The organism is Brachybacterium sp. UNK5269 (assembly GCF_049266655.1).
Classification (GTDB): Bacteria; Actinomycetota; Actinomycetes; order Actinomycetales; family Dermabacteraceae; genus Brachybacterium.
Window position 1 is genome coordinate 1,276,366 of sequence record NZ_CP184883.1, and the last position, 20,474, is coordinate 1,296,839.

The window sequence follows — 20,474 nt, forward strand, 5'->3', positions numbered from 1 at the left end:
AGGATGGGCCCCGATGACCGCTCCAGATGCTGACCCCACCGCGCCCGCCGACGCCGAGAGCCTGCTCGCCGCCCTCGACCCCGAGCAGCGCGAGGTCGCGCGCAGCTTCGGCACCCCGATCTGCGTGCTCGCGGGCGCCGGCACCGGCAAGACCCGCGCCATCACCCACCGCATCGCCTACGGCGTGGCCACCGGCCAGCTGAACCCGCGCCATGTGCTCGCGGTGACCTTCACCGCGAAGGCCGCCGCCGAGATGCGCTCACGGCTGCGGGACCTGGGGGTGCCCGCGGTGCAGGCCCGCACCTTCCACGCCGCCGCCCTGCGCCAGCTGCGCCACTTCTGGCCGCGGGTGGTGGGCGGGCCGATGCCCGAGATCCTGCCCCAGAAGCTCGCCGGGGTGGGCGAGGCCTGCCAGCGCCTGCACCTCAGCGTGGACCGCGCGGCCCTGCGCGACATCGTCGCCGAGGTCGAATGGTCCCGGGTCTCGATGCTGACCCCCGAGGCCTACCCGGAGGCCGCCGCGCAGGCCCGTCGGCCCGGGGTGGCGGGCTTCGACTCCCGCTCCATCTCCCGCATCCTCACCCAGTACGAGGAGGTGAAGAAGGAGCGCGGCGTGATCGACTTCGAGGACGTCCTGCTGCACATGGTCGGCTTCCTCAGCGAGCGCGCCGACGTGGCCCGCGAGATCCGCGCCCAGTACAAACACTTCGTGGTCGACGAGTACCAGGACGTCTCCACCCTCCAGCACGCCCTGCTACGGCTGTGGATGGGGACCTCCGACGACCTCTGCGTGGTGGGCGACGCCGCCCAGACCATCTACACCTTCGCCGGGGCCCGCGCCTCCTACCTGCTCGACTTCCGCAGCGAGTTCAAGCGCGCCCGCACCATCCGCCTCGAGCGCAACTACCGCTCCACCCCGCAGATCGTGCGGATGGCCAACACGGTCCTGGACGGCGCCCACGGCCGCACCCGCGAGACCCGCCTCACCCTGGCCTCCCAGCGGGAGCCCGGGCCGCCCCCGATCGTCGAGTCCTTCGCCGACGACCCCGCCGAGGCCGACGGCATCGCCGAGCGCATCGACGCCCTGATCACCGAGGGCCGGCGGGCCTACGACATCGCGATCCTGTTCCGCACCAACAGCCAGTCCGAGGCCTTCGAGCAGGCGCTGACCGCCCGCGGCATCGGCTACCTGGTGCGCGGCGGCGACCGCTTCTTCCAGCGCCAGGAGGTGCGTCGGGCGATGGTCGCGCTGCGCGCCGCCGCCCGCGTCGAGCACCTCGACCCCGCCCGGGCGGTGCGCGACGTGCTCTCCCAGCAGGGCTGGTCCGAGCAGGCCCCCGAGACCACCGGCGCCATCCGTGACCGCTGGGACTCGCTGAACGCCCTGGTCGGCCTCACCGACACCGTCACCGCGCGCCCCGGCACCACCATGGCGGACGTGGTCCGCGAGCTCGAGGAGCGCGCCGAGGCCCAGGCCGCGCCCGTCGTCGACGGCGTGACCCTGGCCTCCGTGCACGCCGCCAAGGGTCTGGAGTGGCCGGTGGTGTTCGTGGTCGGCGCCAGCGACGGCCTGCTGCCGATCTCGATGGCGAGCACGCCGGCCGAGATCGAGGAGGAGCGACGACTGTTCTACGTCGCCCTGACCCGCGCCCGGGACCTGCTCACCGTCAGCTGGTCCGCCGCCCGCACCCCCGGGGCCCGCGGCTCCCGCCGGGCCTCGCGCTTCCTCGACGGGGTGCTCGACCACCCCGACGCCCCCCGCACCGCCCCGGGGGCCGGGCCCCGCCGCACCGGCCGCCGCTCCGCCACCGTCTATGCGGAGTGCCGGGTCTGCGGGCAGGGACTGATCACCCCGGCGGAGCAGCGCCGCGGCCGGCACGACGGCTGCCCCTCGCCGGCCGGCCCGGAGGTGCTGAGCGCCCTGCGGGCCTGGCGGCGCGCACGGGCCGGAACCCAGGGCGCCCCGGCGTACGCGATCCTCACCGACGCCGCGCTCGAGGCCGTCGCCGAGCGCGCCCCGCGCAGCGAGCAGGAGCTGCTGGAGGTGCCGGGCATCGGCCCCGGCAAGGTCGAGAGCTTCGGCGCGGAGCTGCTCGAGCTGCTCGCCGAGGCCGCCGCGCGGCGCTGAAACCGCAGGTCAAAAAACACTTCCGCAGTTCGTCGGGGCGGTGTAGAGTCATCCCCGTCAATCGTCCACGTCGTGGTCCGGGACACCGGGACGCGCGCACAGGAAGGGGGTGGCCCAGTGATCATCAGGAACATCGCGGAGAACGGCCCGCGCCCCTTCGGCGCGCCCGCTTCCCTCCAGCGCGAACGGGGCTCTGCCCCCGCGGTGCCAGCCTGAGCTGACGAGGCCTTCCCTCGCTGCCGGTGCGGCGCCGCTGCCGCACCTCGGCCCTCACGGGCTCGTCCCCCGACGATCTTCGAAGCAGCGAGACGATGACTTCTCTTACGACCACCTTCCTGACCCCCGCGGACCTCTCCGCGACCACGCTGCCGTGCCACGACGCGGAGGCCGCGGAGCTCTTCTTCTCCGAGCGTCCCGCCCAGCTCGAACAGGCCAAGGCCCTGTGCGCCGCCTGCCCCCTGATCGCCGAGTGCCGCCAGGGCGCCCTCGAGAGGGCCGAGCCCTGGGGCGTCTGGGGAGGCGCCATCTTCGAGTCCGGACGCATCATCGCCGTCAAGCGCGGTCGCGGCCGGCCCCGCAAGAACCAGGACCCCGGCGCGTGAGCCGCCGGGCGGACCCTGCCTCGGACGCACGAGGGGCGGGGCACCGGATGGTGCCCCGCCCCTCGTCGTGCGCGCTCAGCGGGCCTCAGGCTGTGCGTCCTGCCTGATCTCCTGCCGCTCGCGGGCTCGCAGTGCGTCGATCAGGCCGTGCCTTCTGCCTGATCTCCTGCCGCTCGCGGGCTCGCAGTGCGTCGATCAGGCCTTGCCCAGGATGCGGTTGAGCTTGGTGCCGCACTCCGGGCACACCGCCTTGGCCATGCGACGACCGTTGGAGACGACGACGTTGCCCTCGGCCTCCCGCTTCTCCCGGCACTTCACGCAGTAGAAATCTCCGGCATAGGTCTCGTCAGCCATATCCGCTCCTCGATGTCCTCAATGATGGTGTTCGGCTCCCCGGACGCGCAGCGCTCGCCGCGAGGCCGGGACCGAATCACTGTAACGGGACCGGGCCCGCGGCACGAATCAGCATGGCGGCCCGATCGGGGCGGCCCGTCGCGCGCTTCGGGGTCAGGGGGCTCCGCGAGGAGCCGAGGAAGTGCGCGCGACGAGCCGACATCGGAGGCCCCGAAGGCATCCTGCGGCCTGAAGGGCCGTGGGGCCCCGGGGGCGCTCAGCACCACGCGCACCTTCCCCGTGTGCGTCCTGCTAGTTATCCCGGGGTCCCACGTGCAGGGAAACCTAGTCCCTGCGGACCGGGCGGGTCAAAGACGACTCGGGGACCGGCTGTGGACAACCGGGCCGCTGCTGTGGACGACGCCCCCGAGGCGGTGCGAGCACTGTGGAGGAACGGTCGCCGGCGCGGGCTGCGGGGCTGTGACCGGCCCGTTGACGGTGCACAGCTGTGGACGAAGATTTTCTGCCACCGGACGTGCCAGGCTGGGATCCATGACCGATCTCGTCCTCCATGACCACGTCAGCGGGCCCCGCGGGGAGCGGGTGCTCGTGCGCCGCTCCGCCCGTCGGCGCCGCACCGTGTCCATCGCGCGCCGCGAGGGCGATCTGGTCATCGCCATCCCCGCCACCTTCAGCGCCCGCCAGGAGCGGGAGTGGGTGACGCGGATGGTGGACCAGCTGCAGCGCAAGGAGGCCCGCAGCGCCCCGGCCCGTCGCAGCGACGCCGCCCTGCTGGCGATGGCGCACGAGGTCAGTGAGGCTCATCTCGGTGGCCGCGCCCGCCCCGTCTCGGTGACCTGGTCCACACGGCAGAACCATCGCTGGGGCTCCTGCACCCCGGCCGAGGGCAGCATCCGGCTCTCGCACCAGCTGCAGGGGATGCCCGACTTCGTGGTCCGCGCGGTGATGATGCATGAGCTCGTGCACCTGCTGGTGCCCGGCCACGGTCCCGAGTTCAAGGCCCTGATGGCCGCCTACCCGCAGGCCGAGAGGGCGCAGGGCTTCCTCGACGGCGTCTCCTGGGCGAAGGACCTGCCGCCCGCACCGATCGACGACGAGCAGCGGGCTCAGCCCACGTAGCGCGCGAGGGCCGGTGCGAGGGCCTCGAGCGTGCCCGGCAGATCGGCCACGGCGCCCGCGGGCAGGGCCGCGCTCGAGCGAGCGGGCCCGGTGCCCCCCAGCAGCGGCCACGGCACCCAGATCACCTCCGGGGTCTCCTCGCTGGCGGTCAGCGCCAGCTCGGCGGCCGGGGCCGGGGCCCGCAGCAGGTGCAGCACGTCCCAGTGCTCGTGGCAGGCGCCGAAGGCGGCATCGAGCCCGTGGCGGTGCAGGAGCGCCGGGCCCTCGCCCACCAGCTCGAGATCCCCGAGCCCGGTCTCCTCGGCGGCCTCGCGCACGGCGGCCCGGGCGAAGCTGGTCTCGCCCGCCTCGAGGTGCCCGCCGGGCTGCACCCAGAAGCGGCCCTTGCGATGCCACACCAGCGCCACGTGCTCGGCGGGGGCGTCGACGACGACCGCGCTGGCGGTGAGATGACGCGGCCCGCCGGTCCGGTACAGGGCCCCCGGGCTGCGCTCCAGCAGCTCGCGGAACTCCGCGGCCAGGGCCGGGCCGGAGACCGCGGCCGCGGCCGCGTCCAGCTCCGCGAGGGCCGCCCGCACCTCCGGCCCCCCGGCGCCGGGCTCAGCGGCCATCGTCGCCGTCGGGCGTCCCGTCGTCCGCCTCGGAGGCGTCGTCGCCGCCCTCGGCGCGCAGCCCGCCCTGCTCGTCCTCCTGGGGGGCGCGGTCCTGGCCGTCCCCGGCCAGCAGCCGCTGCAGCTCGGCGTCGAAGTCGTCCGGCAGCGCGACGTCGGCGAGACCGTCGACCTCCTCGCCCGAGGCGGCCGGCTGCGGGGCCTGCGGACGGCCGGAGAGCACCTCCGCGGTCGGCAGCAGGTCGGGGTGGTCCCACTTCGCCTCGCGGCCCGCCTCGCCCTCGGTGGCCAGCACGCTGTCCCACCAGGCCCGGGCCTCCCGCACCCGGCGCGGACGCAGCTCGATGCCGACCGTGCGCGAGAGCATCTGCTCGGCCGGGCCGCCGGCGGCGCGACGGCGCCGCAGCACCTCGCGCATCGCCTCGAGCTCGGGCAGCTTGCCCTCCAGCGCCTTGGTGGTCACATGGTCCACCCAGGCCTCGATCAGGGCCAGGGTGGTGGCCAGCTCCTCGAGCGCCCGCTCCTGCGCGGCGCGGCGGGTGAAGACGAACATGTCCTCGGGCCGGCGGGCCTGCAGCGCCGCCGGGTCGGACAGGTCCAGCCCGCGCACCATCTCGTCGAGCGCGTCGAGGTCCAGGGTGATCCCGCGCGCGTAGTCCTCGATCGCGGAGAACAGGGCGCGGCCGAGCCAGGGCGCCGAGGCGAACAGCGCGGTGTGCGCGATCTCGCGGGTGGCCAGGGAAGATGCGGGCGGCGCCCGGTTCGAGGGAGTGCCCCGCGATCAGGTCCTCGACGTTGGCGGCGACCAGCGCCGGCTCCCCGTCCCGGCCCAGCGGCAGCGACAGGTCCGTGGTGCCCGCGGCCTCCCGCGCCAGGGAGCCGATCGCGTGCCCGAACTGCACCCCGAACATGGTCCCGCCGATGCGCTCCATCATCGCCGCCGGATCCCCGCCCGGCGTCGCCATCCCCAGCGCACCCAGGTCGCCCATCTGCCCCAGCTGGGAGGCGAGGGCCTCGCCGATCGCGCCGGCCATGTACTTGGCCACGGGCTCCACGATCGGCTTCCAGCGCGGCAGGGTGCGGTGCAGCCAGGTGCCGCGGCCGTACACGCCGAGCTCGGCCGACGGCACGTCGATCGCGATCACCGGGTCCAGCCACAGCCGCGCCACCTGGGCGGCCTGGCGCAGCTCGGCGATCTGCGCGGCGGAGGGAGCGGGGTCGCCGGGGGTGCCGGCCGCCGGCGCGGCCCCGGGGATGGCGGCCTGGCCGGCCGCGGCCCGCCGGGCGATGTCCTCGGCCATCTGCCAGTTCACCGGGTTGTCGCCCTGCGCGGCGAACAGGTGCTGCATCTGCGCCGCGGCGGCCCGCAGCTGCGCGGGGTCCTGCGGCAGGTTCGCCTGCTCCGCCAGCGCCGACAGGTCCAGCCCGTCGAGGGCGCCATCGGGCAGCGCGTCCCCGAACGTCTCCTTGAGGAAGCGCTTCAGCGCCTCCTCGTCCATGTCTCCGGGACCGCCCGGGATCGGGGCATCGCTCATGGCCACCTCCAGGTCTGTGTGGGTCCCCAGCGTACCGAGCGCGGCTGGGGAAGCGGTGAGGGGCCTCGCGGCAGGAGTGGGGCACAATGTCCGGGTGAGCGCCGACCCCACCCGACCCTCCCGCGCCCGCCGGCTGCGGGAGCGGGTCGCCGACCGGATCGACGCGGCGCAGCTGGCCCGCCCGCGGCTCGCGCTGGGCTCCCTGGCGCTGCTGTGCGCGATGATCCTGGGCGGATCCCTGCTGCCGGTGCCCTACGTCATCGAGCGGCCCGGCCCCGCGATCGACGTGCTCGGCCGGTACCAGGACGAGGAGATCCTGGTCATCGACGGCGCGCCCACCCATCCCACCGACGGCGCGCTGATGATGACCACCGTCTCGGTCGACGGCGGTCCCGGCTACCGGGTCACCCCCGTCGAGGTGGTCGCCTCCTGGTTCGACCGCACCAAGATGGTGCTGCCGCGCGAGCTGGTCTTCCCCGAGGGGCAGACCCGCGAGCAGACCGCGCTGACCAACTCGGTGGCCATGAGCACCTCCCAGCAGGGCGCGGTCGCGGTCGCCCTGGACCAGCTCGGCATCGACCACCGCGAGGTGGTGATGATCGCGGGCGTCCAGCCCGACGCCGCCGCCGAGGGCACCCTCGAGGGCGGCGACGTGATCGTCTCCGTGGGCGGGCGCACCGCGGCCGACGTCACCGGCTACCAGGAGCTGATCCGGGCCGCGCCCGCCGGGGAGCCGGTGGCGCTGCGGGTGCGCCGCGACGGCCAGGAGCTGGACCTCGAGGTGCCCACCGAGACCGTCGACGGCACCACCCGGATGGGGGTGGTGCTCTCGGCCGGCTACGAGTTCCCGATGGACATCGAGATCGCCGTGGGCGACATCGGCGGCCCCAGCGCCGGCATGATCTTCTCCCTGTCCGTGTACGACGAGCTCACCCCCGGGGCGCTGACCGGGGGACACCGGATCGCCGGCACCGGCACCATCGCCGCCGACGGCACCGTCGGCCCCATCGGCGGGGTGCGTCAGAAGATGGTCGGCGCCGCCGACTCCGAGGCCGAGTTCTTCCTGGCCCCCAGCGCGAACTGCGACGAGGTCCGCGGCCACGAGCCGGAGGACCTCGCGGTGGTCGCGGTCTCCGACTTCGACGAGGCCCTGACCGCCACCGAGACCATCGCCACCACCGGCAGCATCGACGGACTGCCCACCTGTGAGGACATGAGCACCGAATGAGCAAGCGCAACCGCCGCCGCACCCCGCCCAGCCCCACCGTCGTGTTCGACTTCGGGGGCGTCCTCAGCGCCGGGCACGACCCGGTGCCGGACGTCCACGCGCTGCTCGGCGGCGACGTCGAGGCACTCGGGGCGGCGCTCTGGGCCGAGCGGGCCGCCTACGACCGCGGCGCCGTGACCTCCGCCGAGTACTGGGGCGCGGTCGCGGCCGCCGCCCGCGTCGAGCAGCTCTCGCCCGAGGAGGTCGCCGAGCTCCAGGCGGCCGATGACCGCTACTTCCTGCGGCTGGACCCGGCCGCGCGGGAGCTGGTCCACGACCTCGCCCGCAACCGGGTGCGCCTGGCCCTGCTCTCGAACGCCTCGGTGGCCTTCGGCGAGGCGGTGCGCCGCGCCGACTGGTTCGAGGCCTTCACCCTCGCCGTGATCTCCGGCGAGGAGCGCGCGGTCAAGCCCGAGGCCGAGCTCTACCAGGTGCTGCTGGACGTCCTGGCCCACGAGACCGGGGGAGTGTCCATCCCCTCGGCCGTCATCTTCTTCGACGACCGCGAGGAGAACGTCGCCGCCGCCCGCGCGCTCGGCATCGACGCGCACCTGTGGCCCCGCAACGGGGCGGACCACCCCGAGGGCACCGAGCACGGCGTCGCCCTGGCGCGGCGGGTGCTGGCTGCGCGGGCCGTCCCGCTCGACTGACCGGGGCGGGTAGAGTCGGTCCCTGCGACGCATCCCGTGCGGCGCCGCCCTGCGGCGCGCCGGTGAGAATCCCCGGAACCCTCTGCGAACAGGAACACCACGTGGCTGAATTCATCTACACCATGTACAAGGCCCGGAAGGCCGTGGGCGACAAGGTCATCCTCGACGACGTCTCCATGAGCTTCTACCCGGGCGCGAAGATCGGCATGGTCGGCCCCAACGGCGCCGGCAAGTCCACCATCCTCAAGATCATGGCCGGCCTCGACCAGCCCAGCAACGGCGAGGCCCGCCTCTCGCCCGGCTACAGCGTCGGCATCCTCCTGCAGGAGCCGCCGCTGGACGAGTCCAAGACCGTCCTGGAGAACGTCCAGGAGGGCATGGGCGAGCTGTTCACGAAGGTCCAGCGCTTCAACGCGATCGGCGAGGAGATGGGCGAGCCCGACGCCGACTTCGATGCGCTGATGGAGGAGATGGGCAAGCTCCAGACCGAGATCGACAACCAGAACGGCTGGGACCTCGACTCCCAGCTCGAGCAGGCGATGGACGCGCTGCGCTGCCCGCCCGGCGACGAGATGGTCACCCACCTCTCCGGCGGTGAGCGGCGCCGCGTGGCGCTGTGCAAGCTGCTGCTGGAGAAGCCCGACCTGCTGCTGCTGGACGAGCCCACCAACCACCTCGACGCCGAGAGCGTGCTCTGGCTCGAGCAGCACCTCAAGCAGTACGAGGGCGCCGTCATCGCCGTCACCCACGACCGGTACTTCCTGGACCACGTGGCCCAGTGGATCGCCGAGGTCGACCGCGGTCACCTCTACCCCTACGAGGGCAACTACTCCACCTATCTGGAGAAGAAGGAGGAGCGCCTCACCGTCCAGGGCAAGAAGGACCAGAAGCTCGCCCGGCGCCTCAAGGAGGAGCTCGCCTGGGTGCGCTCCAACGCCAAGGGCCGCCAGGCGAAGTCCAAGGCCCGCCTGGCCCGCTACGAGGAGATGGCCGCGGAGGCCGAGAGCACCCGCAAGCTCGACTTCGAGGAGATCACCATCCCGCCGGGCCCCCGGCTGGGCAACCAGGTGATCGACGCCAGGGAGCTCCGCAAGGGCTTCGGGGAGCGCGTGCTCATCGACGGGCTGTCCTTCACCCTGCCCCCCAACGGCATCGTCGGCGTCATCGGCCCCAACGGCGTCGGCAAGACCACCCTGTTCAAGACCATCGTCGGCCTCGAGCCGCTGGACGACGGCGAGCTGAAGATCGGCCAGTCCGTCAAGCTCAGCTACGTCGACCAGAACCGCGAGAACATCGACCCGGAGAAGAACCTCTGGGAGGTCGTCTCGGACGGGCTGGACTACATCCAGGTCGGCAAGGTGGAGATCCCCTCGCGCGCCTACGTCAGCCAGTTCGGCTTCAAGGGGCCCGATCAGCAGAAGAAGGCCGGGATCCTCTCGGGCGGTGAGCGCAACCGGCTGAACCTGGCGCTGACCCTCAAGCAGGGCGGCAACGTGCTGCTGCTGGACGAGCCCACCAACGACCTGGACGTGCAGACCCTCGGCTCGCTCGAGAACGCGCTGCTGGAGTTCCCCGGCTGCGCCGTGGTGGTCTCCCACGACCGCTGGTTCCTGGACCGGGTGGCCACCCACATCCTGGCCTACGAGGGCACCGAGGAGAACCCGGCGAACTGGTACTGGTTCGAGGGCAACTTCGAGTCCTACCAGGCCAACAAGGTCGCCCGCCTGGGTGAGGACGCCGCGCGCCCGCACCGCATGACCTACCGTCGCCTGACCCGCGACTGACCGGCGCGCTGAGCGCTCCGTCGACCCCGGCAGCCTCGCCGCCGGGGCCGACGGGGCGACCGGCGGGAGCCGCGTCCCGGGCACCCCCGCCCCGGCCGTCATGGAAGCTCTTGCAAGGAGCGGGGGACCGGGACCTTCGGCCCGACGGAGGTCGTTGGTCGCCGTGGTATCGGTGCAGATCGCAGCGTCGGAGGAGATCGGTCACCTCCGGGTGCGTCGCTGCAAGGAGCCTGCAAGGCGGGCGCCGCGGGTCGGGTACCGTTGCGTCCATGAAGCCGATCTCCTCGCTCCTGGTGTCCTCCGAGCTCCCGAGCACCCTCGAGCCCCTGCGCGAACTCGGGCTGAACCTGCGCTGGAGCTGGCGACGACAGACCGTCGATCTGTTCCGCGAGCTGGATGCCGAGGCGTTCGCCGCCAGCGGCGAGAACCCGATCGCGATGCTCCCCACCGTGCCCGCCGGCCGGCTCGCCGAGGCCGCCCGCGACGAGTCCTTCCTGGTGCGGATGCGCTCGGAGCTCGGCAACCTGCGCACCTACCTCGACTCGGGCCGCTGGTTCCAGCGCACGGTCCCCGCCGCGGCGGCCGGGGCCGACGCCTCCATCGCCTACTTCTCGATGGAGTTCGGCATCACCCCGACCCTGCCGATCTACTCGGGCGGGCTGGGCATCCTCGCCGGCGACCACCTGAAGTCCGCCTCGGACCTCGGGGTGCCGCTGATCGCGATCGGGCTGCTGTACCAGTGGGGCTACTTCTCGCAGTCGCTGGACCGCAGCGGCTGGCAGCAGGAGGACTACCGCCACAACGATCCCGCCCAGCTGCCCATCTCCCCGGTCCGTGGGCAGGACGGCGAGCAGCTGCGCGTCTCGGTGACGCTGCCGGGCGGCCGCGAGGTCGCGATCGCGATCTGGGCGGCGCAGGTCGGACGGGTGCCGCTGCTGCTGCTGGACACCAACGTCGAGGGCAACGACGAGGCCGCACGGCTGATCACCGACCGTCTCTACGGCGGCGACCACGAGCACCGGATCGTCCAGGAGATCGTGCTGGGCATCGGCGGGGTCCGCGCCGTCGAGGCCTACGCGAGCGCGACCGGGGCCCCCGCCCCGACCGTCTTCCACCTCAACGAGGGCCACGCCGGCTTCTCCGGCCTCGAGCGCGTGGGCCGGCGGATCCAGGAGGGCGCGAGCTTCTCCGAGGCGGTCGCCGAGGTCCGCGCCGGCACCGTGTTCACCACCCACACCCCGGTGCCCGCCGGCATCGACCGCTTCGCCGCCGGGCAGCTGCGCGGCTACCTCGACGCCGACGCCGAGGGGCTCTCGCGCCTGATCCCCTCGCTGCCGGTCGAGGCCGCCCTCGCGCTCGGCATCGAGGAGGGCGGGGACGTGTTCAACATGGCCCAGCTCGGCTTCCGCATCGCCCAGCGCTCCAACGGCGTCGCCAAGCTCCACGGCGCCGTCTCGCGGTCCATGTTCCAGGACCTCTACCCGGGCTTCGACGTGCCCGAGGTGCCGATCGGCTCGGTCACCAACGGGGTCCACCGCCGCACCTGGACGTCGGCGCCGATGGACGACCTGTTCACCAAGGCGCTCGGCGACGTGGACATCTCCTCGGTGAGCGACTGGAGCGCCCTGTCGACCCTGACCGACCATGAGCTCACCGCGGCCCGCGACCAGCTGCGTGCCGATCTGGTGACGATGGCCCGGGGGCACGTGAAGCAGTCCTGGCTGCGCCGCGGGGCCGATCCGGCCGAGCTCGCCTGGACCGACACCATCCTGGACCCCCGCGCGCTGACCATCGGCTTCGCGCGCCGCGTCTCGACCTACAAGCGGCTCACGCTCATGCTCACCGACCCGGAGCGGCTCAAGCGGATCCTGCTGGATCCCGAGCATCCGGTGCAGATCGTCGTGGCCGGCAAGTCGCATCCGGCCGACCGCCCGGGCAAGGAGTTCCTCCAGCAGCTGGTGCGCTTCGCCGACGACCACGGCGTGCGCCACCGCATCGCCTTCCTGCCCGACTACGACATCCGCATGGCCTCGGTGCTGATCGCGGGCTCGGACGTGTGGCTGAACAACCCCGTCCGCCCGGAGGAGGCCTCCGGCACCTCCGGCATGAAGGCCGTGCTCAACGGCGGCCTCACCTTCTCGATCTCCGATGGCTGGTGGGACGAGATGAAGGACGACGAGGCCGGCTGGACCATCCCCACCGCGGAGGTGCCCGATCAGGCCGAGCGCAACCGGATCGAGGCCGAGGCCCTCTACGACCTGCTCGAGCACCGCATCGTGCCGCTGTTCTACGAGCGCGACGGGCAGGGCATGCAGCAGGGCTGGATGCGGACGGTCCGCTCCTCGCTGGTGAAGGTCGCCCCGCAGATCACCGCGGCCCGCATGGTCCGCGACTACGTCACCGACCTCTACCTGCCCGCCGCCCGCGCCGCCGCCGCCTTCTCCGCGGACCCGGCGCTGGCCGGGCAGTTCACCGCCTGGAAGGCCGACGTCCAGGCGGCCTGGTCGACGGTGCGCGTGCGCGAGGTGACCCTCGAGGGCGCCGACGGCGGCGCGGTGTCCACCGGCGGCGAGGTGACGCTGGTGGCGGACGTCGAGCTGGGCGCCCTGCGCGACCAGGACGTGCTCATCGAGGCGGTGCTGGGACCGGTCGGCGGGGACGGGGAGATCCTCGATCCGCAGCTGATCCCGCTGCGCCGCGGGGACGACGGCCGCTGGGCCGCCCGCTTCGCGCTCGCCGCCCCCGGTGAGGTGGGCTTCACCGTGCGCGTCACCCCGCAGCACCCGGCGCTGGCCGCCCGCGCCGAGCTGGGCCTGGTCGCGACCGCCTGAGCCCCGCGACTGCTTGGGGTGGCGACGCCCTGACGGTCGCGACCGCGCGACGGTCGCGGCCGCTCGGGCGCGGGCGCTCAGTCGCGGGGCTTGATGCGGATCATGCCCTCCTGGGTGACGGTCGCGACCAGGTCCCCGGCGCGGTCGAAGAGCTGCCCGTGGGTCAGGCCCCGGCCGCCGGAGGCCGAGGGGGAGCGCTGCACGTACAGCAGCCACTCGTTGGTGTCGACGTGGCGGTGCCACCAGATCGCGTGGTTGATCGTGGCCATCCGCAGCCCCGGCGTGATCCAGCTCAGGCCCTGCCGGCGCAGGATCGGCTCGAAGGGCGTGTAGTCGCTCGCGAAGGCGAGGATCGCGTCGTGGGTCAGCGGCTGCGCTGTGATCGGCGCCAGGGTGCGCATCCACACCATCTGCGACTCGGCGCCCACGGCGTCGGGACGCAGGTAGATGGGGTCGGTGACGTGGCGGATGTCGATCGGTCGCTGCGTGGCCCAGTAGCGCGCCACCGGGTGGTCGATGCCGGCCAGCACGTCGGCCGTGGTCGGCAGTCCCTCGGGGTCCGGGGCCTGCGGCGCCCGCTCCTGATGGGCCAGCCCCTCCTGCTCCGCCTGGAAGGAGGCGGTCATGGCCAGGATCGTGCGGTCGAAGGCCCCGTCGGCGCCGGGCTGGGTGGCCAGCACCCGGCGCACCGAGAAGGAGCCGCCGTCGCGCAGCGCGTCGACCTGGAAGCGGATGGGGTGCGCCGGGTCGCCCGGCTCCAGGAAGTAGGAGTACATCGAGTGGATCCGTCGGCCGGGCGGGACCGTGCGGCCCACCGCGGTGACGGCCTGGCCCATCACCTGGCCCCCGAAGACGTGCCCGCCGGGCTGGGGGGAGGAGTCGCCCTCGAAGGCGGCGACGGCGGCGGGGGCGTCGCCGTCGGTCTCGATCTCCCGCAGGTCCAGCAGGTCCACGAGACCGGCGGCCGTCAGGGCAGGGTCCGGATCAGAAGCGGTCATGGATTCGATCGTACTGGTCACGGCCGGGGGCGGAGGCGCACCGGGCCGCCCCTAGCATGGCTCTCATGACCTCGACCACGCCCGCTGCGCCGCCGTCCGCCCTCGACCTGCCGATCCCCGTCCGCTGGACGGACCTGGACGCCTACGGGCATGTGAACAACGCCGCCATGGTGCGCCTGCTCGAGGAGGCCCGCATCGCCGCCTTCTGGCAGCCGCCGGCCGAGCAGCTCGCGCTCGGTGCCCCGGTCCCGCCCGCGGCGCTGCCGGTGGGCGGGAGCGGGGCGCCGGTGAGCACGGTCATCGCCTCGCAGCGCCTGGAGTACGCGCGCCCGCTCGGCCACCGCCGCGACGGGGTGGTGGTGCGGCTGTGGCTGTCCCGGATCGGAGGCGCCAGCCTGAGCGTGGAGTACCTGGTGCTGACCCGCGACGATCCGGAGGGTCGGGCCCCCTACGTCCGGGCCCGGACCGTGGTGGTGCTGGTCGATGCCGCCACCGGCGCGCCGGTGCGGCTGGCCGAGGAGGCCCGCCAGCAGCTGCTCCGGCTCCAGGGGGAGCCGCTGCGCTTCCGCGACTGAGCGCGCCGCGGGAGCCGCCCGGGCGGCCTCAGTCGAGGTGGTCGGGGATCCTCTGCCCGGCGGCCGGGGCGGGGCCGCCGTCGACGGTGTTGACCATCGAGTGGGCGGCCCGCTCGAGGTAGTCCCACAGCGTCTGCTCGTGCAGCGGTGCCAGGTCGAGGCTGTCGACGGCGACGCGCATGTGGTGCAGCCAGGCGTCCCGCGCGGCAGGGGAGACGGCGAAGGGGGCGTGGCGGATGCGCAGGCGGGGATGGCCGCGCTCGGCGCCGTAGGTCCTGGGCCCGCCCCAGTACTGCTCGAGGAAGGTCAGCAGGCGGTGCTCGGCCGCGGCGAGGTCCTCCTCGGGGTAGAGGGGCCGCAGCAGCGGGTCCTCGGCGACACCGGAGTAGAAGCGGGTGACGAGCGCCGCGAAGGTGGCGTGGCCGCCGACGGCCTCGTAGAAGCTGATCTGCCCGGCTGGGGTGGTCATGATGACGGCTCTCTGTCTCAGGAGGCCGCGGCGTCGATGAACCGCGGCATGGCGAAGGCGATGTCGGACTCGGCGAAGGCGGTGCGGATCCGGCCGCGCAGCTCGCGCTCCAGGCCCCACTGCTCGCCGGGGGCGACCTTGACGATGATGCGGCGCTGGTAGCGGTTGGCGTCCACGTCGAGCATGCCGGAGATCTCGGCCGGGCCCTGGATGGTCTCGGCCCAGGCGGGATCCGCCGCGACCGCGGCGGTGACCTGCTCGAGCACCCGGGTGACCAGGTCGTCGTCGGCGCCGTTGTCGATGTCCAGCACCACCACGGCGTTGGAGAAGCCGCGGGCGTAGTTGCCGATGCGGACGATCTCGCCGTTGCGGACCGTCCACAGCACGCCGTCGAGCCCGCGGACCTGGGTCACGCGCAGGTTGATGCCCTCGACGGTGCCCTCGGCGAACTCGAGGTCGACGTAGTCGCCGACGGCGATGAGGTCCTCCAGGAGCATCACGACGCCCGCCACGACGTCCTTGATGATGGTCTGCGCGCCGATGCCGGCGGCCAGGCCGAGCACGCCCAGCGAGGCGATCACCGGGGCGATGTTCACCCCCAGCTCGGAGAGCACCATCACCAGCGCCATCGCCGAGATCACCAGGCGGGCGACGTTGTTGGCGACGTTCGAGAGGGTCGTGGCGCGCTGCTCGCGGCGCAGCGCCGCCGTCCGCTGCGCCTTCGGGTCCCGCCTGACCATGGTGCTGGCGACGCTGGAGAGCTTCGCCCCGGAGTCGGCCATGGTGCGGAAGAAGCGGCGCAGCAGCCAGCCGACGGCGGCGCTGGCCACCGCGGCGCCGATCAGGATGATGACGATGGTGATGCCGCTGGTGGCGAGCCAGCGCAGGGCCGCGTCCATCAGGCTCAGGGCCTCGTCGGCGGCGGGGGCGGTGAGGAGCGGTCCGGCGGGCAGGGGGTCCTCGATCATGCTCTCGACCATAACGCCCGCTGGTGGGCGGCGTCTCGGGCCGGCAGCGCGAGGTCCGTCACCGGGACCACGCGCCGCCGAGTGCCGCCGCGGCGGGGCTCAGCCGACGTCGGCCGCGCGCACCCGCTCCTGCCGCGCGACCGTGTCCCGGCCCTCGATGACGATGCGGCGCAGCCCGAACGGCTCGAACTCGGCGTCGCTCAGCCAGGCGTCGGCGGCGTCGAGCACGCCCTGGCCGCCGTAGGAGTGCGGGAAGAAGCCGCTGGCGAGGCGGGTCGCGATCTCGTTGGACCGCTGCGCCCAGATCCTCGAGAGCGCAGCGAAGTACCGGGGGCGGTACGGGGCGATCAGCGACTCGTCCACGACCCGCCGGAAGCCCTGGATCACCGCGGTGACGGCCTCGTTGGCCAGGGTGTCCTTCTCGACCGTGCGGCGCCAGGCCTTGGCCTTGGCCGCCTCGGTGGGCTGGGCGGCGCGGGCGGTCAGCGCGCTCATGCGGCCGGACTGGGTGTCGTCCGCGGCGAGCTGCTCGTCGATGCCGGCGGCGTCGATCCCGCCTAGCACCGACAGCGAGATCACGAGCTTCCAGCGCAGATCGGTGTCGATCTCGCGGCCGGGCAGCGTGATGGTGCCGCCGAGCAGCCCCTCCAGGGTGTGGCGGTGCTCCTCGGAGCGGGCCAGGCGCGCGAAGGCCTCGACGAGCTGGAGCTGGGCGTCGGAGCCGGGCGCCGCGGCGGTGGCGAGCTCCCAGACGGCGCTCGCGGCCTGCTCGGTGCGCGCCGCGCGCTGGTCCGGCGCGGCGTAGGGACCGGCGACGGTCTCGAGCTGCTGCAGCAGGGTGCGGACCACCGAGGAGGACTCCTCCCCGGTGAGATGGGCCAGCACCAGCTGCTGGTAGCGGCGGCTGGGCAGCTCGCCGTCGCGCACCATGTCCCAGGCGGCCGACCACAGCAGGGTGCGGGCCAGGGAGTCGGGCAGGTCGCGCAGGTGCTCCATGGCCACCGCGAGGGACTGCGGATCCAGGCGCACCTTGGCGTAGGCCAGGTCGCCGTCGTTGAGCAGCCAGAGGTCCGCGGCGGCGCCGCTCAGCTCCGGCACCTCGGTGAGCTCCCCGTCGACGTCGAGCTCGAGGGACTCGGTGCGCACCAGGGCGCCGCCGCGCAGCGAGAAGCCGGCCACCCGCAGCCGGTGCGGGCGCAGGGTGGGGTGCTCCTCGGGCGCGCTCTGGGCGATCGCGAAGCGGGTGACGGCGCCGGCCTCGTCGCGCTCGATGAGGGGGCGCAGCGTGTTCACCCCGGCGGTCTGCAGCCACAGCTGCGCCCAGCGGCCGAGGTCGCGGCCGCTGGTGGCCTCGAGCTCGACCAGCAGGTCGCGCAGCTCGGTGCTGCCCCAGGCGTGCTTGGCGAAGTAGGTCCGCACCCCGGCGAAGAACTCCTCGCGGCCGACGTAGGCGACCAGCTGGCGCAGCACCGAGGCGCCCTTGGCGTAGGTGATGCCGTCGAAGTTGGTCTCGACCGCCTCGAGGTCGACCATGTCGGCGACCACCGGGTGGGTCGAGGGCAGCTGGTCCTGCCGGTAGGCCCAGCCCTTCTCCGAGAGCGCGAAGGTGGTCCAGGAATCGGTCCAGCGGGTGACCTCGGCGCTGGCCAGCGTCGAGGCGTACTCGGCGAAGGACTCGTTCAGCCACAGGTCGTCCCACCAGCGCATGGTGACCAGGTCGCCGAACCACATGTGGGCCAGCTCGTGGAGGATCGTGAGGTCGCGGCGCTCGCGCACGGCGTCGGAGACCTCGGAGCGGAACACGTAGGTCTCGGCGTAGGTCACCGCGCCCGGGTTCTCCATCGCGCCCATGTTGTACTCGGGCACGAAGACCTGGTCGTACTTGCGGAACGGGAAGTCCTGGTCGAAGGCCTCCTCGTAGAACTCGATCCCGGCGCGCGTGACGTCGATGACGTCCTGGGCGTCGAGGTGCGGGGCGAGGGAGGCGCGGGCGAAGACGCCCATCTCGAGGGTGCGCCCGTCGCGGGTCCGCACCTGACCGGTGCCGCCGCGGTAGTCGCCCGCGATGAGCGCGACCAGGTAGGTGGAGATCCGCTCGGTGGGCTCGAAGGTCCAGGTCGCCGTGCCCTGCCCGGCGGGCGCCGGCTGCGGGGCGGGGGCGTTGGAGACGATCCGCCAGTGCTCCGGGGCGGTCACCGTCAGGGCGAACGTGGCCTTGAGGTCGGGCTGCTCGAAGCAGGCGAACATGCGCCGCGCGTCGGAGACCTCGAACTGGGTGTACAGGTACACCTCGTCGTCGACGGGGTCCACGAAGCGGTGCAGTCCCTCGCCGGTGTTCATGTAGCGGCCCTCGGCGAGGATCCGCACCGTGTTCTCGCCCTCGCGCAGGGCGGGCAGCTGCACCCGGGCGCCGTCGAAGCGGGAGGCGGGATCCGACAGCAGCTCGCCGTTGAGCTCGATCTCGGTCACCGCCTTCGCGATGAGGTCCACGAAGGTGCCCTGCGCGGCGGTGGAGGTGAAGCGCAGGGTGGTCTCGGTGGTGAAGGTCTCCGCACCGGTGGTGAGGTCCAGGCGGATGTCGTAGGCGTCGGTGCTGAGGAACGAGGCGCGGCGGCGGGCCTCGGTGCGGGTCAGGTTCTCGGTGGGCATGCGAGCCATCCTGCCACCGCGCCGCCTCTCCCGCCGGGCCCTTGGTCAGCGTCGGGTCAGGTCCAGGTCCCAGGTGTAGTGGTCCGGCAGCGTCGGCACCGGCCACTTCGGGTCCGGGAAGAAGTACTCGTAGCCGGCGGAGAAGGGGTAGGTCCAGTCCGCGATGTGCTGCTCGGCGCGGCGGCCGGCGGCGCGGATCTCCTCAACCTCCTCGGCCGTGAAGTACCCGGTGCGCTCGGCACCCTCGAGCTCGTCCTCGTCCTTGTAATGCCAGTCGCGGCGAGGCAGCACCACCAGGTCGAGCACCAGGTCCCGGGTGCGCAGGCCCTCGTCGGTGCGCTCGTAGGGGGTCTCGAGGTTCACGTAGTAGCAGCCCAGCGAGCCGTCGTCCTTGTAGAACAGCCAGATCGAGTACGGCGTCTCCGGCAGGCCGATCATGAGGATGCCGTTGCCGGTCCACAGCTGCTTGGACTGCACGCGGGGGGCGGTGAACATGCCCTCGTCGCCGGCGCGGCGCAGGGCCGCCCCGGACTCGAGCACCGGCAGCAGCACCTCGGTGCCGGGCGCGATCCACACCACCACCCCGCGGTCGTCGTCCAGCACGACGGTGCCGGGGCGGACGGTGCGGGTGGGGTGCTGAGGGGTGTAGTAGGTCCAGGTCACCTGGTCGCCGGGCGACCAGCGCGGGGTGGAAGGCATGGTGGTGGTCCCGGCCGAGTCGGCCTCCACGGACGCCCCGTACCGTCCGGCCACCGGCCGGGGCTGCGCTGCCCGTGAAGGGGTAGGCGTATGGGCCGACCATACCGCCTCACCCGGCGGGCAGTGCGCGGCGCGCCGCTCAGCGGGTGCGCAGCTGCGCGACCACCGGGCAGTCCATCGGATCCGCGTAGCCCAGACCCACCCGGTTGAGGTACCGAATGATGATGCCGTAGGACTTGATCAGGTTCGTCTCGGTGTACACGACGTTCTTCTCGGCGCAGAACTGCTTGACGATGGGCTGGACCCGGCGCAGGTTCGAGCTGGGCATGCGGGGGAACAGGTGGTGCTCGATCTGCAGGTCCAGCCCGCCCATCGCGAGGTTCATCAGCGGGCCCCCGGTGACGTTGCGGGAGGTCAGCACCTGCCGACGCAGGAAGTCGACCTCGACGTCCTGCGGGAGCAGCGGCATGCCCTTGTGGTTGGGGGCGAAGGAGCCGCCCATGTAGACGCCGAAGACCATCAGCTGGGTCGCCAGGAAGCCGAGCGCGTAGGCCGGGCTCATCGCCGCGAACACCGCCAGCGGGAAGCCGATCAGGCGGATCGCCACCATGATCCCCTCGGCCCAGCGGTGCTTGACCCGGCCCTTGCGGAACAGGATCGAGACCGCCTCGTAGTGCAGGACGAAGGCGAACAGGCTCAGCATGGGGATGAACGCCCAGCCCTGGCGCTTGGCCAGCCAGCCCATGAAGCCGGTGCGGTCCTTCTCGTCGCCCGGCACGAACACCAGCACGCCGCCGGCGATGTCGCCGTCCTTGCCGATGGTGTTGGGGAAGGCGTGGTGCTTGTTGTGCTTGCCGGTCCACCAGGCGATGCTCAGGCCCACCACGAGGTTGCCGAGGATGCGGGAGAACCACTCGTTGCGCCGGCCGGTGGCGAACACCTGCTGGTGGGCGGCGTCGTGGCCGAGGAAGGCGGCCTGGGTGAACAGGACGCCGAACAGCGCCGCGACGGCGAGCTGCCACCAGGAGTCCCCGAGGGTGAACATCAGCGCGAAGGCACCGGCGAAGGCGAGCAGGAGGACCGCGGTGCGCAGCATGTAGGTCCCGACCCGTCGGCCCATCAGCCCGGCGTCCTTGACCCGCTCCATGAGCTCGAAGTAGTCGCGGTTGGGATTGCTGCCCCGGGCGCGCGCGGCGCGGGGTGCTGCGGTGGTGGTCATGGACGTGACGCTATGC

Annotated in this window: 17 protein-coding genes and 1 pseudogene; 8 read left to right on the forward strand and 10 right to left on the reverse strand. The window is 73.0% G+C overall.

The window, feature by feature from the left end:
* Positions 1-13 precede the first annotated feature (13 nt).
* Both ACOJUI_RS05885 and ACOJUI_RS05890 read left to right on the forward strand, forming a co-directional pair.
* On the forward strand, positions 14-2,128 hold the full coding sequence (locus ACOJUI_RS05885) for a UvrD-helicase domain-containing protein (protein WP_422117141.1): 2,115 nt from the start codon (positions 14-16) through the stop codon (positions 2,126-2,128).
* Positions 2,129-2,439: 311 nt separating this feature from the next.
* Entirely contained in the window at positions 2,440-2,730 is a 291-nt protein-coding gene (locus ACOJUI_RS05890; RefSeq protein ID WP_422117142.1) for a WhiB family transcriptional regulator, read from the forward strand.
* A 195-nt stretch (positions 2,731-2,925) separates the two neighbouring features.
* On the opposite strand, the gene ACOJUI_RS05895 is transcribed toward ACOJUI_RS05890, so the two are convergent.
* Positions 2,926-3,084, reverse strand: coding sequence for a DUF5679 domain-containing protein (locus tag ACOJUI_RS05895; protein WP_422117143.1), 159 nt, complete (start codon positions 3,082-3,084; stop codon positions 2,926-2,928).
* A 531-nt stretch (positions 3,085-3,615) separates the two neighbouring features.
* On the opposite strand from ACOJUI_RS05895, the gene ACOJUI_RS05900 reads away from it, so the two are divergent.
* On the forward strand, positions 3,616-4,203 hold the full coding sequence (locus ACOJUI_RS05900) for a M48 family metallopeptidase (protein WP_422117144.1): 588 nt from the start codon (positions 3,616-3,618) through the stop codon (positions 4,201-4,203).
* Here ACOJUI_RS05900 and ACOJUI_RS05905 read toward each other — a convergent pair.
* From ACOJUI_RS05905 to ACOJUI_RS05915, 3 genes and pseudogenes are all read right to left on the reverse strand, one after another.
* Positions 4,191-4,814 (reverse strand): NUDIX domain-containing protein, encoded by a 624-nt coding sequence (locus ACOJUI_RS05905; protein WP_422117145.1) that lies wholly within the window; start codon positions 4,812-4,814, stop codon positions 4,191-4,193. The genes ACOJUI_RS05900 and ACOJUI_RS05905 overlap by 13 nt on opposite strands.
* Positions 4,804-5,553 (reverse strand): zinc-dependent metalloprotease, encoded by a 750-nt coding sequence (locus ACOJUI_RS05910; protein WP_422117628.1) that lies wholly within the window; start codon positions 5,551-5,553, stop codon positions 4,804-4,806. The genes ACOJUI_RS05905 and ACOJUI_RS05910 overlap by 11 nt, the downstream gene beginning before the upstream one ends.
* Positions 5,554-5,614: 61 nt before the next feature.
* Positions 5,615-6,349: pseudogene (locus ACOJUI_RS05915) on the reverse strand (zinc-dependent metalloprotease); the annotation flags it as partial.
* 94 nt (positions 6,350-6,443) lie between these two features.
* Here ACOJUI_RS05915 and ACOJUI_RS05920 point away from each other — a divergent pair.
* The 4 genes from ACOJUI_RS05920 (at position 6,444) to glgP (ending at position 12,881) form a co-directional block, all read left to right on the forward strand.
* Complete coding sequence (locus ACOJUI_RS05920) at positions 6,444-7,577, forward strand: PDZ domain-containing protein (RefSeq protein ID WP_422117146.1); 1,134 nt, start codon at positions 6,444-6,446, stop codon at positions 7,575-7,577.
* Positions 7,574-8,266: an HAD family hydrolase gene (locus ACOJUI_RS05925; RefSeq protein WP_422117147.1), complete on the forward strand. Its 693-nt coding sequence runs from the start codon at positions 7,574-7,576 to the stop codon at positions 8,264-8,266. Before ACOJUI_RS05920 ends, ACOJUI_RS05925 begins: the two co-directional genes overlap by 4 nt.
* Positions 8,267-8,367: 101 nt before the next feature.
* Positions 8,368-10,050 carry an energy-dependent translational throttle protein EttA gene (ettA, locus tag ACOJUI_RS05930; RefSeq protein ID WP_422117148.1) on the forward strand — a complete coding sequence of 561 codons (1,683 nt, stop codon included), beginning with the start codon at positions 8,368-8,370 and terminating at the stop codon, positions 10,048-10,050.
* A gap of 269 nt (positions 10,051-10,319) precedes the next feature.
* Positions 10,320-12,881, forward strand: coding sequence for an alpha-glucan family phosphorylase (glgP, locus tag ACOJUI_RS05935; RefSeq protein WP_422117149.1), 2,562 nt, complete (start codon positions 10,320-10,322; stop codon positions 12,879-12,881).
* A 77-nt stretch (positions 12,882-12,958) separates the two neighbouring features.
* Here the strand turns inward: glgP and ACOJUI_RS05940 are convergent, their stop codons facing one another.
* Positions 12,959-13,879, reverse strand: coding sequence for an acyl-CoA thioesterase (locus ACOJUI_RS05940; RefSeq protein ID WP_422117150.1), 921 nt, complete (start codon positions 13,877-13,879; stop codon positions 12,959-12,961).
* A gap of 65 nt (positions 13,880-13,944) precedes the next feature.
* Here ACOJUI_RS05940 and ACOJUI_RS05945 point away from each other — a divergent pair, with 65 nt between their 5' ends.
* A complete protein-coding gene (locus ACOJUI_RS05945; protein ID WP_422117151.1) occupies positions 13,945-14,454 on the forward strand; it encodes an acyl-CoA thioesterase in 510 nt (169 codons plus the stop codon).
* A 28-nt stretch (positions 14,455-14,482) separates the two neighbouring features.
* Here ACOJUI_RS05945 and ACOJUI_RS05950 read toward each other — a convergent pair whose 3' ends face one another.
* The 5 genes from ACOJUI_RS05950 to ACOJUI_RS05970 all read right to left on the reverse strand — a co-directional run bounded on the left by ACOJUI_RS05950 (position 14,483) and on the right by ACOJUI_RS05970 (position 20,458).
* Positions 14,483-14,923 (reverse strand): globin, encoded by a 441-nt coding sequence (locus ACOJUI_RS05950; RefSeq protein ID WP_422117152.1) that lies wholly within the window; start codon positions 14,921-14,923, stop codon positions 14,483-14,485.
* A 17-nt stretch (positions 14,924-14,940) separates the two neighbouring features.
* Positions 14,941-15,891: a mechanosensitive ion channel family protein gene (locus ACOJUI_RS05955; protein ID WP_422117153.1), complete on the reverse strand. Its 951-nt coding sequence runs from the start codon at positions 15,889-15,891 to the stop codon at positions 14,941-14,943.
* Between the two features lie 99 nt (positions 15,892-15,990).
* Complete coding sequence (pepN, locus tag ACOJUI_RS05960; RefSeq protein WP_422117154.1) at positions 15,991-18,540, reverse strand: aminopeptidase N; 2,550 nt, start codon at positions 18,538-18,540, stop codon at positions 15,991-15,993.
* A gap of 45 nt (positions 18,541-18,585) precedes the next feature.
* On the reverse strand, positions 18,586-19,239 hold the full coding sequence (locus ACOJUI_RS05965) for a DUF402 domain-containing protein (protein WP_422117155.1): 654 nt from the start codon (positions 19,237-19,239) through the stop codon (positions 18,586-18,588).
* Positions 19,240-19,378: 139 nt separating this feature from the next.
* The gene (locus tag ACOJUI_RS05970; protein ID WP_422117156.1) at positions 19,379-20,458 is read right to left on the reverse strand and encodes a fatty acid desaturase family protein; all 1,080 of its coding nucleotides are present in this window, start codon (positions 20,456-20,458) and stop codon (positions 19,379-19,381) included.
* Positions 20,459-20,474: the final 16 nt, after the last annotated feature.

Bases quoted from the DNA above. Each gene is read 5' to 3' on its own strand.
- ACOJUI_RS05965 (WP_422117155.1), bottom strand. From the start codon at position 19,239: ATGCCTTCCACCCCGCGCTGGTCGCCCGGCGACCAGGTGACCTGGACC.
- ACOJUI_RS05970 (WP_422117156.1), bottom strand. From the start codon at position 20,458: ATGACCACCACCGCAGCACCCCGCGCCGCGCGCGCCCGGGGCAGCAAT.
- ACOJUI_RS05955 (WP_422117153.1), bottom strand. From the start codon at position 15,891: ATGATCGAGGACCCCCTGCCCGCCGGACCGCTCCTCACCGCCCCCGCC.
- ACOJUI_RS05950 (WP_422117152.1), bottom strand. From the start codon at position 14,923: ATGACCACCCCAGCCGGGCAGATCAGCTTCTACGAGGCCGTCGGCGGC.
- ACOJUI_RS05890 (WP_422117142.1), top strand. From the start codon at position 2,440: ATGACTTCTCTTACGACCACCTTCCTGACCCCCGCGGACCTCTCCGCG.
- pepN (WP_422117154.1), bottom strand. From the start codon at position 18,540: ATGCCCACCGAGAACCTGACCCGCACCGAGGCCCGCCGCCGCGCCTCG.
- ACOJUI_RS05945 (WP_422117151.1), top strand. From the start codon at position 13,945: ATGACCTCGACCACGCCCGCTGCGCCGCCGTCCGCCCTCGACCTGCCG.
- ACOJUI_RS05885 (WP_422117141.1), top strand. From the start codon at position 14: ATGACCGCTCCAGATGCTGACCCCACCGCGCCCGCCGACGCCGAGAGC.
- ACOJUI_RS05925 (WP_422117147.1), top strand. From the start codon at position 7,574: ATGAGCAAGCGCAACCGCCGCCGCACCCCGCCCAGCCCCACCGTCGTG.
- ACOJUI_RS05940 (WP_422117150.1), bottom strand. From the start codon at position 13,879: ATGACCGCTTCTGATCCGGACCCTGCCCTGACGGCCGCCGGTCTCGTG.
- ACOJUI_RS05905 (WP_422117145.1), bottom strand. From the start codon at position 4,814: ATGGCCGCTGAGCCCGGCGCCGGGGGGCCGGAGGTGCGGGCGGCCCTC.
- ACOJUI_RS05895 (WP_422117143.1), bottom strand. From the start codon at position 3,084: ATGGCTGACGAGACCTATGCCGGAGATTTCTACTGCGTGAAGTGCCGG.
- glgP (WP_422117149.1), top strand. From the start codon at position 10,320: ATGAAGCCGATCTCCTCGCTCCTGGTGTCCTCCGAGCTCCCGAGCACC.
- ACOJUI_RS05900 (WP_422117144.1), top strand. From the start codon at position 3,616: ATGACCGATCTCGTCCTCCATGACCACGTCAGCGGGCCCCGCGGGGAG.